This is a genomic window from Bacillus horti (assembly GCF_030813115.1).
Classification (GTDB): Bacteria; Bacillota; Bacilli; order Caldalkalibacillales; family JCM-10596; genus Bacillus_CH; species Bacillus_CH horti.
The window spans coordinates 112,629-123,828 of record NZ_JAUSTY010000015.1; the positions used below are offsets into that span (position 1 = coordinate 112,629).

Genomic DNA, 11,200 nt, shown 5'->3' on the forward strand with positions numbered 1-11,200 from the left:
TGCTTGACTAAGTTAAAGGGAGGGAGCCCTTGTGTCCATTCAATTTGTTTTGGGACGTGCTGGTAGTGGAAAAACAACATATTGTGTGCAGGAGATCAAGCAGAAGCTACTTAAGGATCCTCTAGGAAAGCCTATTATTTATATTGTACCTGAACAGATGAGTTATCAGGCTGAGATTCCACTTGTAAAGGACCCTGAGCTTAACGGAATGATCCGAGCTCAGGTCTATAGCATATCTCGGCTAGCGTTTCGCGTGCTAAGTGAAGTAGGTGGGGTAACTCGCACCCATTTAGATCAAGTTGGTATTACGATGATCCTGCGTAAAATTATAGAAAAGCGCAAAGATGAGTTATACATTTATAAACGTTCTGCAGAACAGCAGGGATTTTACACTCAGCTTGAACAAATGATTACGGAGTTTAAACGCTATTGTATTGCTCCTGAGGAGCTTTTTCAACAAAAGCATTCCACTGAGCACGAACAAATGCTTAAAGATAAGCTTCATGATCTGCAGTTGATTTATCAGGATTATGAGCAGGCTGTTCTAACAAAATATATGGATTCAGAGGATTTTTTAAAGCTATTTCAGGAGAGGATGATTCAATCTAGCTATCTAAGAGAAGCTGAGCTTTACATGGATGGATTTTATCAATTCACGCCTCAGGAGCAGCTTGTTTTAGAGGGATTATTTAAGCTAGCAAAAAAGGTGACAATTACTCTACCTTTGGATCAAATCTATGATGAACAGCTGCCGAATGAAATGGATTTATTTTATAGCACGGCTAAAACGTATCAGGATATAAAGGTGCTTGCTCGTCAAGCGGCTGTGAAAGTAGAACAGCCAATCATGCAGGAAGTGCCGTCAAGACTCATGCAAAGACCATCATTAATGCATCTAGAAGCTCAATTTGATCAAAGACCAGTTTTGGAATTTGAGGGTCATCATCTAGACGTACAGCTCTCTGCTGCTGTTAATCGTCGTGCGGAGATAGAAGGAATAGCTAGACAAATGATTCAGCTCGTCCGAGAGGATAACTATCGCTGGAGAGATTTAGCTATGTTTACTAGGAATTTGTCCATCTATCAGGATGTCATTGCTACCGTTTTTCATGACTACGATATTCCAGTGTTTATAGACCAAAAAAAATCAATGCTGAATCACCCCCTTATTGAATTGCTTCGCTCGGTGCTAGAGGTACTGCTGCAAAACTGGCGATATGAAGCGATATTCCGCTGTATAAAAACGGATTTGCTTTCTCCCATCCTGTCTTCAGAGGAAGCAGCAGATTGGAAGGAAAGCTGTGATAGGCTGGAAAACTTTGTTTTGGCAAACGGGATTAACGGAACACAGTGGACACAAGATGAACCGTGGAAGGTCTACGAGTCTTTCTCCTTGGATGAAGAGGTTACAGAGACGAACAGAAGGCTTGAAGCTGAACAGGAGCTTCAGCGTCTAAGACAGATGATTGTTCAGCCTATTATTCGACTAAAGCAGGGGCTGAAAGAGTCAAAGAATGTTCGACAAAGCTGTGAGCATATCTATTTCTTTATGGAAGAGCTGGGGGTTTATGAAAAGCTTGAGCAATGGAGAGTAGATGCAGAGCAAGAGGGAAGATTGCAGGATGCAAGGGAGCATGATCAGGTTTGGAAGGGGTTTATTCACCTACTGGAGCAAATGGTTGAAATCTCAGGAGATGAGCCTATTTCGCTTGAGCTATTAAGTAAGATGATAGAAACGGGCTGTGAACAGCTTAAGTTTTCTACTATACCTCCATCCTTAGATCAAGTGATGGTTGGTAGCCTAGAGGTAAGCCGTTTATCTGGAGTAAAGCAGGGCTTTGTATTAGGAATGAATGACGGAATGATCCCTGCTCGATTTAAGGAAGAAACCTTAATGACGGAAGAGGAACGAGCACAGCTATATGAAGTAGGACTAAGCTTAGCACCAGGACTTCATATTCAGCTTTCAGAGGAATACTTTTATCTCTATATGGCGATGTGCAGCGCTTCGGATGGACTACATTTGAGCTATTCATTAGCAGATGAGGAAGGTAAAGCTCTAACCGCTTCAAGTGTTCTTCAGCGAATTAAGCAGATGTTCCCACAGCTTACAGAAAAGCTTATAGCTATAGAAGCGCATGAGGTCAGTCCAATGGAACAAAAGGAATTTGTCGTGCTTCCTAAGAAGTCTCTTTCTATTTTAATTACACAATTGAGACAATGGAAGAAAGGCTATCCGATCGTTGATTTTTGGTGGGATGTATACAATTGGTTTGTCCAAAGCTCTGAATGGAGTAAGGAGGCCAGGACACCACTTGCAAGTTTATTCTATCGAAACATAGCTCATTCATTATCGCTAGATGCTAGTAGAAGCTTATATGGTGAGCATATCCAGTCGAGTGTGTCACGAATGGAGCTCTATCGCTCCTGTCCATTCTCTCACTTTGCTTCCTACGGATTAAAGCTGAAGGAAAGAAAAATTTTTCGTCTGGAGGCTCCAGATATAGGGCAGCTCTTTCACTCTGCTCTAAAGGAGGTTGATGATGAGCTTCGAAAAAGAAGGCAGAGCTGGTCAGATCTTTCCTTAACAGAATGTCAGCTCCTAGCTAAGCAGGCTGTAGATAAGATAGCCAATAGATTACGTGGAAATATTCTGGCGAGCAATCATCGTAACCACTATATTAAATATAAGCTTCAGCAGGTTGTGGAAAGAGCTAGTCAGGTTTTGTATGAGCATGCAAAAGTAACACAATTCACTCCTGTTGGGATGGAGATAGGCTTTGGACCTAACGGCTCAATGCCAGCCCTACACATTCCTTTAGACAATGATTTTAGTATGGATGTGGTAGGTAGAATTGATCGTGTTGACCAGGCACGGAGCTCTGAGGGTCTATTACTTAGAGTCATAGACTTTAAATCTAGTAAAAAGGATTTGCAGCTTACGGAGCTATATCATGGACTTTCCCTGCAAATGCTTACTTACTTAGATGTCTTGTTAACCCATTCTAAGGGATGGCTTGGAGAACAGGCTCTACCTGCTGGTGTGCTGTATTTTCATTTGCATAACCCGATGCTCAGTAGGAAAACGCTATTACCTGCAGAGAAGCTTGAAAAGGAGCTCTACCGACAATTCAAAATGAAAGGGCTACTAGTGGCAGATAAGGAAATTGTGCAGCTAATGGATACACAGCTTGAAACACAGCATTCAGATGTCATTCCCGTTGGTCTAAAAAAGGACGGGAGCTTCTATAGTCAGTCTAAGGTGGCCAGTCCTGAGGAGTTTACAGAGCTAAGGCATTATGTCCGCAAGCAGATGAAGGAAATAGGAACGGAAGTAACGAATGGAAGTATTTCAATTACACCGTTTAAAATGAAGCAGAAAATAGCGTGTACGTTCTGTCCATACAAATCGGTTTGTCACTATGATCAATCCCTAGAGGAGAACACGTATACACAGCTAAAATCAAAAAGCTCAGCAACAGTCATTGAGGAGATACGAGCTAGTCTTCAGTCAGTTGATCAAACTGACAAAGAGAGAGGGGAGGAAAAGTAAGCATGTCACCTTTTACCCCAATTAAAGATGTGCCCAAGCCCGATGGTAGTTTATGGACGGATGAACAATGGCAGGCTATATCGGCAAGAGGCAAGCATATATTAGTTGCTGCAGCAGCTGGATCTGGTAAGACGGCTGTTTTAGTAGAGCGGATGATTCGGCAAATTACTGATGTGGAGCATCCCATTGATGTTGATCGTTTGCTTGTCGTTACTTTTACCAATGCAGCAGCAGCAGAAATGAAAAAGAGAATCGGGGAAGCTCTTGAAAAAGAGCTTAGTAAAGACCCACATTCCCTTTATTTAAAGAGGCAATTAACATTGCTAAATCAAGCGTCTATTTCAACTCTCCATTCCTTTTGTTTAGATGTTCTTCGATCCTACTATTTTCAGCTAGATATTGATCCTAAATTTCGTCTGGCTGAGGATACGGAGATTGTTTTGATTAAAGAAGAGGTTTTAGAAGAGCTGTTTGAGGAGAGATATAGTCGAACAGACGATGAGCAATTCTTTAAGCTTGTAGATAGCTTTAGCTCGGATCGCAGTGATCAGGACCTGCAGGCGCTTGTGTTACAGCTCTATGAGTTTAGTAGGAGTCACCCGTTTCCGTATGAGTGGTTAAAAGAACTCATTTCTTATACAGACAAAGATCGAGTGGAAAAATGGACGTCTGAGATTCTTTCTCTTATACGACAGGAGCTTAGGGGCTTATTAAATGATTTAGAGAGAGCCTTTATGATGACTCAAGCACCAGATGGGCCAGGAGCCTACGGTACCAATATTGAAGAAGACTTACAGGTGATTCATTCCGCACTAAACGCCTGTCAGCATTCTTGGGAAGATGCTTTTGAAGCGTTTAATCAGCTTAGCTTTGGACGCTTAAAAAGTATAAAGAGCGATGAGGTGAACGCTCATCTGCAACTTTTGGTTAAGGAAATTAGAGATCGATGTAAGAAGACTTTTACAAGTATAAAAGAAGAGTATTTTCAACGAAGTCTAGAGGAAATGAGGCAGGACTTATCTCAGATGGAGCCTGTTCTTGGAGCTTTGGTGGAGCTAGTTATTGAGTTTGAGCAACTCTTCTCATCGACAAAGCGAAGTAAGGCGATGATGGATTTCTCTGACTTAGAGCATGGCTGTTTAGCGATTCTGATGGAGGAGGGCTCAACACTTGATGAGCTGCGCCCTTCAGAGGTCGCTTTACGCTATAAGCAAAAGTTCAGTGAGATTTTAGTTGATGAGTATCAGGATACGAATTTAGTACAGGAATCCATATTGAAGCTCATAAGTGTGGATGAAGCTGATCATGGAAATGTTTTTATGGTTGGTGATGTAAAGCAAAGTATCTATCGCTTTAGGATGGCTGAGCCTACGTTGTTTTTGGAAAAATATAAGCATTTTGCGTCTATTACTTTTTCCTATCATGGCGAGTCTAGCCACGGTGGATTAGAAAGCAAGGTAGGATATGAAGGGCTATCTCGTTCAAATGTTCCTACAGATGAAACATCAGGATGGAAAATCGATTTAGCGCGTAATTTTCGCAGCCGAGCTCAAGTGCTAGATGGAACGAACTATTTGTTTAAGCAAATTATGAATGAACAGGTCGGAGAAATTGAGTATGACGAGGATGCTGCTTTAAAGCTTGGAGCTTCCTATCCCGAAGAGGAACTTCCTATTGAGCTAGCACTAATTGAACGAGATACGGCATTAGCTGATGAAAGTGCTGGTGACGAGAATGGCTATGAAGGCTGGAATGGACAGGACGGCGACGAGCAAGATGATGAGGAAACCGGTTCTTTTGAACCACATGTAGATGAGGCAGAGCTGGAGGCTGTTCAGCTAGAAGCTCGGTACATGGCAGGCAAAATAAAAGAATTGATTGGAACGAAACCAGAAAATGCCTTTCAAGTCTATGATCCCAAGCACAAGCTCTACCGTCCAATTCGATATAAGGATATTGTGGTCTTACTTCGTGCATCCTCAGTATGGGCACCAGCTATATTAGAGGAATTTAAACAGCAAGGTATCCCGGGCTATGCTGAGCTAACAACAGGCTATTTTGAAGCAACTGAAGTAGCTATCATGGTTTCTTTACTTAAGATTATAGACAATCCCTATCAGGATATTCCCTTGGCGAGTGTTCTTCGTTCTCCTATCGTTGGGTTGCAAGGAGAAGAGCTGGCAAGGGTTCGAGTAGCGGATAAGAAAGGTAGCTTTTTCGATGCGGTTCGTACATTTTTGGAGCAGAATAAGCCCCAAGTTGAGAATGATAGTGATCAGGCTGAGGAGTATGCTAATACTCAATCTGAAAAGCAATCGCAAGCTTCAGACCTACAGCTGTATGATAAGCTCACCGACTTCACTCAAAAGCTCAAACGCTGGAGAGGTCGAGCTAGACATGGTTCTCTAGCTGATTTTATTTGGCAGCTTTACCAGGATACAGGCTACTATGATTTCGTAGGTGGCATGCCTGGCGGAAATCAGCGACAAGCGAATCTAAGAGCTCTATATGATCGAGCTAGACAATATGAATCTACATCCTTCCGAGGACTTTTCCGCTTTTTGCGTTTCGTTGAAAGGATGCAGGATCGGGGTAGTGATTTAGGAACAGCTAGAGCATTAAGTGAGCAAGAGGACGTTGTTCGAATAATGACCATTCACAAAAGTAAGGGATTAGAATTTCCTGTTGTGTTTGTGGCAGGCTTAGGAAAAATGTTTAATCAATCAGATAGCAAGAAAAAGCTATTGCTTCATAAAGAGCTTGGCTTGGGTAGTAAATTTATAGATATAGACAAAAGAATCAGTTACCCTACTTTACCTTATCAACTCATCAAGCTTAAAATGCAGCAGGAGCTTCTTGCAGAAGAGATGCGTGTGTTATACGTTGCCTTAACGAGAGCTAAAGAAAAACTCTATTTGCTAGGATCACTTAGAGATGTTAGAAAAAAGGTTGCACAATGGGCACAGCAGCTAGAAACGGATGGTTGGACACTTCCTGATGCGTTACGCTCAAAGGCAAAGACTTTTTTAGATTGGATTGGACCAGCAGTGATTAGACATAAAGGAGCACGTCCAGTCCTTGCTCTGGTGGAGGATGCAATGCAGGGGATTCAGGAGATTCATTCCTATAGTGATTCCGATTCCAATCTCCCATGGTTAAATGATCAATCTCAGTGGAGAATTGAAGTGGTTTCCCCTTATCATTTGGTGGCTGGAAAGGGGCTGCTTCAGGAGTTGGATCAAATGAAGCTCCAAGCTCTTGCCAATAAAGAAGCCCTTGTTAGAGGAGCTACTGATTTACAGCAGGAAGTTGCAAAGAAGCTTGAATGGTCGTATCCATTTCTGCATGCAACAGTAACAAAATCTAAGCAATCTGTTACAGAGCTGAAGAAGCATTATCAATGGCTGTTAGAGAATCAAGAGGTTCATCACAGCTTACAGGAATCACGGGAAACGGAAGCCTACTTAAAACCAGTGAAGCCTGATAGACCAAATTTTATGCAGGACCGTACGTTAACCTCTGCTGAGCGAGGGACGGCCATGCATACGGTTATGCAGCATATTGAATTAGGTAAGCTTCACACGGAGGATGAGCTTTCTTCCTTTATTGAACAGCTTGTAGTACAGGAAAAGCTGACGAAGCATGAAGCTGAAAGTGTTTCTTTGAAACAGCTTATGACATTTATACACAGTGATTTAAACCTTCTAATTGGGCAAGCAGATTACCTACAGCGGGAGGTCCCATTTACGATTTCTGTACCAGCTGTCAATATCTATACGGAGTGGACACAGGATCAAGAAGAGAGAATAATCATCCAAGGTATTATTGATATTGTTTGTAAAGTAGAAGGCAAATGGATGATTCTTGATTATAAAACCGATCGCATTTCAGATCGTTACAAAGATGGCTTTAATGAGGCTAAGTCTGTTTTGCAGGAACGGTATGGGACACAGATTGAACTGTATGCTCAGGCTATAGAGGAAATTTGGAAGGTTTCAGTAGATAGAAAGCTACTTTACTTCTTCGATGGAGGACATGTACTAGAGGTAGATTAATAGGGCTGTCCAACAAGTAGAGTTTTCTACTTAGGACAGCTTTCTTTGTTTGCTTTGACTGTAAAGGATAGTATAACTTTTAGAGAGTAATTAAGAGAGTAATTATAGACTGATTTGACCTTTTACGGACATAGGGTTGCTTAGAAAAGGCTTGAAACCTGCTTAATAAGATAACGTAATAAAAAGAGGATAAATTGATGGTATTTATTACTTATTATTAAGAGGGGGGAAAACAAATGGGTAGTTTCATTCTAGCTATTATATTTTTTACTCCTTTATATTGCTTAATTTTGTGGGCTTACTTTAGTCCAGAGGAAAGTATGCTATTTGGACAAAGATGGGTGTACAAAGAAGAACCAGAGTTTTCTCCTAAAGCTATTCGACATACAAAATTCACATCACTTATGGCTTTGATTGGAATACCCATTTTTGTAGTAGATATTCTTCTAAGATCAAACCTTCTTAAAATAGGTTTAGCTATATTATTATTTGTGTATCTGATTGGGATCTTTAGAATCATAACAGATGATAAAGAATAATAGACAATTGTTTAATAAAAACTATTGATCAAAGGCTGATTGAGAGTCAATTTTTTGAAAAAGTATGATAAGAGTGAAGCAACTTCAAAATGGAGTTGCTTTTAATTTTTTTAATAAATTTCTCAACTTTAAAATCTTATAGGTTTTTACAAAATCAGATCTAAAAGAATGTAAAGGAGATAAAAAGAACATAAACGATCATAAAAGTGTACAAAGGATCAATATAAGTGTATAATGATGGCATTGAGGAGCTGATTCTTTGTTTGCTGAGGAACGGAAGGAGAAAATTAAAAAGCTGATCATCACCCAGGGAAGAGTAGAGGTCAAGGAGTTAGCTGACCAGCTAAAATCCTCTATTCATACGATCCGTAGAGATTTATCTGCATTAGAAGAAGAAGGTGTTCTAAGTAGAACACACGGTGGGGCGGTTCTGACGAACAAAGTAAGGATGCCTGTGTTAAAGCCTGAAGCACGCTATACGGAAGGGACAGAGCATCAGCACGCTATTGCACGTAAAGCAGCTAGCGTAATTAATGCTGGGTCTACCATTTATATTGGTGGATCTAGTACTGAACGTGTGATGCTTCAATATCTTCCTGAGCTTGCCAATGTAACGGTTGTTACAAATTCATTAGAAATTGCCGTAGGGCTTCGGGGTAAGGAAGGGTATGTGAGCTATCTAACAGGTGGACAGATTTCTACCTCTGGAAACTTTACTGATAGCTTAGCTTTGGACTTTCTAAGCTCTTTAAACATTGACCTTGCTTTTATTGTAGGAAGTGGTTTAACTGCGAAGGATGGATTAACTACTTCTGATCCCAATATTGCCTTATTTCAAAGGAAGGTCCTTGAATCAGCAGATAGAAGCATCTGCTTAGCAAACCACTATAAAGTAGGGACGAAGAAATTCTCACAGATTGCCAAGCTAACAGCCTTAGGTCATATCATTACAGACTCTCTAAGCTCTGAAAATGAGCTCGAACAAATTAGAAATCAAGGGGTTTCAATAGAGATAGCTTAGCATGCTGGAGAGTGATCTTAGAATGATTTATGGAAGAGAACAAAAAAATACTACATAGGAAGTTTATAAAAGTAATTAGGAGGTGCTCAAGGTGAATATTAACCATATAACTTTTTCAGTGTCTGACTTAGAGAGATCTATTGAATTCTACAAAAATGTTTTGGGAGCAAAGCTACTTGTACATGGCACAGCTTTAGCTTATTTTGATCTAGGTGGAGTATGGCTAGCTTTAAATGTTGAAAAAAATATACCTAGAAATGATATACATCATTCCTATACGCACATGGCCTTTTCAGCTACAGAAGCTGAGCTGGAACAGTTAGAGCAAAAGCTAAAAAGCTTTAAGGTTGATGTGTTGACGGGGAGAAGTAGAGATAAACGAGAAGGACTATCTCTTTATTTTGCTGATCCTGATGGGCATAAGTTTGAATTCCATACAGGAAGCTTAGAAAAACGTATTCAATTCTATAAAGATCAAAATAGAGACATGCAGTTTTATGAATAAATCGATGGTTTTGGGTTTACGCTAGGTGATTTATCCCAAATTGTTTGCTAAGAAACTTTTTCAAGCAATCACACGAACCATTATTGTGATCCTTTTCACGCACTTGCGAACTACCTGCTTTATGGAGAAGCTGGATTTCGGGCCTCAAATAAGGTACACCTTCATGCATGAAATATGGTGTTGCCAACAATCTCTGCTCTGATTGAGTTGTGTCAATCGTTTATCTAAGGAGTTTAAGTGTTTATTAAAGCTCCACAGAATGGTTCGCAGTAGGATAAAGGAAATGACAATAGGAAAGCCCAAATAAACACCCCATCCAAAACATTCATTTAAGATGGGGTGTTATGATTTTTAATGTTATCGGGCAGGTATGAACCATACAAGTTGGTCAAAAAAGAACTAGCTTAAGTACCGCTTTCTTATGACCTCAACGTGATGAAGTTCATGTCCAGCACAGCCGTAAGCGATGGCACGCACCGTTATGCTTGTGTTGTTGGCTATGCCCGAGCGGGACCACGCCTCTGCCGGCAACCCGCGCAGAAGCGTGATCGTCGCTTTCCGTACAGCCCGGTAGTCCTCTGCCAATTGCGCGATTGTCCACTTTTCGAAAGGAGGTATGAACAATTCCTGTTCGAAACTGGTCAGAGGTGTCTGGTCCCCTCTTGAAAATCGGAGCAGGCGGTAGGTCATAACGCGTTCACTATCTACGATATGGCCAACGACTTCTTTCAGCGACCACTTTCCTTCGGCATACCGATAGGATCCCTGGTTTTCGGTCAAAGAGGCCAGCAGTTCAGTCATTTGCTTTTCCTGAGCGAGTAGAATGTCGATGATGTTGCCTTCCGGCGCCAACCGGATATACTCGCCAGCGTCCCCGGCGTATTCTTCTTCTGACGGTCTTTGGTTCATGAGTGATCCCCACCCTCTGTGTGATAATAAAAATTATATCACTCAATTAGTTTACTGTCGATCGATCGCGATTTTGTAAACAAAATGAGCGCTTCCGGATTTGACCTTGTTTACTTATGCCAATAGTCGGATTGAAGAATTGGACACAAAGCGGCAATCGCTAACGAAAGCACTTGCCGATATGAGCGACGAAGCGGTTTCACTGGAACACATAAAACGCATTTCTGGCTGTCTTCATAATTGGGATAGCATTGATTTTGAGGACAGACGACTTGTTGCGGATGGGCTTATCTCTGCCATCAGAGCCACAAGAGAAAGTGTCCAGATTGAATGGAAGATATGACTCGTTTTTTCATATCATTAAATTATGCAGTTTGTTGTACATTGTCAAGTGATGTAAATGTCCGTTAGAAGTGGAAGCTAGAAAAAAGAAGCTATCCCTTACAAAAAAATCTACTTGTGGGATAGCCTCCTTGACCTTTTTATACTGAGTTAAATGATTAAACAATATTTTATATAATATATCACTAGCGTTGCATTAATTATATTTAAAAATTCATAATACACAAAATGTTTAGATTCATATTGTCCGAGGGACAAAAAAATCCTTTACAATGG

7 protein-coding genes are annotated in these 11,200 nt (G+C 40.8%); 6 read left to right on the top strand and 1 reads right to left on the bottom strand.

Features of this window, described 5'->3' with window-relative positions; translation table 11 throughout:
• Positions 1 to 31 precede the first annotated feature (31 nt).
• From addB to fosB, 5 genes are all read left to right on the top strand, one after another.
• The gene (gene addB, locus J2S11_RS16330) at positions 32 to 3,553 is read left to right on the top strand and encodes a helicase-exonuclease AddAB subunit AddB (RefSeq protein ID WP_307396312.1); all 3,522 of its coding nucleotides are present in this window, start codon (positions 32 to 34) and stop codon (positions 3,551 to 3,553) included.
• 2 nt (positions 3,554 to 3,555) lie between these two features.
• On the top strand, positions 3,556 to 7,608 hold the full coding sequence (gene addA, locus J2S11_RS16335) for a helicase-exonuclease AddAB subunit AddA (RefSeq protein WP_307396314.1): 4,053 nt from the start codon (positions 3,556 to 3,558) through the stop codon (positions 7,606 to 7,608).
• A 236-nt stretch (positions 7,609 to 7,844) separates the two neighbouring features.
• Positions 7,845 to 8,147, top strand: coding sequence for a hypothetical protein (locus J2S11_RS16340; protein ID WP_307396316.1), 303 nt, complete (start codon positions 7,845 to 7,847; stop codon positions 8,145 to 8,147).
• Positions 8,148 to 8,406: 259 nt separating this feature from the next.
• The gene (locus J2S11_RS16345) at positions 8,407 to 9,168 is read left to right on the top strand and encodes a DeoR/GlpR family DNA-binding transcription regulator (RefSeq protein ID WP_307396317.1); all 762 of its coding nucleotides are present in this window, start codon (positions 8,407 to 8,409) and stop codon (positions 9,166 to 9,168) included.
• 91 nt (positions 9,169 to 9,259) lie between these two features.
• Positions 9,260 to 9,673, top strand: a complete 414-nt coding sequence (gene fosB, locus J2S11_RS16350; RefSeq protein WP_370875551.1) for a metallothiol transferase FosB — start codon at positions 9,260 to 9,262, stop codon at positions 9,671 to 9,673.
• A gap of 399 nt (positions 9,674 to 10,072) precedes the next feature.
• On the opposite strand, the gene J2S11_RS16355 is transcribed toward fosB, so the two are convergent.
• A complete protein-coding gene (locus tag J2S11_RS16355) occupies positions 10,073 to 10,582 on the bottom strand; it encodes a DinB family protein (RefSeq protein WP_307396320.1) in 510 nt (169 codons plus the stop codon).
• A 100-nt stretch (positions 10,583 to 10,682) separates the two neighbouring features.
• Here J2S11_RS16355 and J2S11_RS16360 point away from each other — a divergent pair, with 100 nt between their 5' ends.
• Entirely contained in the window at positions 10,683 to 10,925 is a 243-nt protein-coding gene (locus J2S11_RS16360; protein ID WP_307396322.1) for a hypothetical protein, read from the top strand.
• Positions 10,926 to 11,200: the final 275 nt, after the last annotated feature.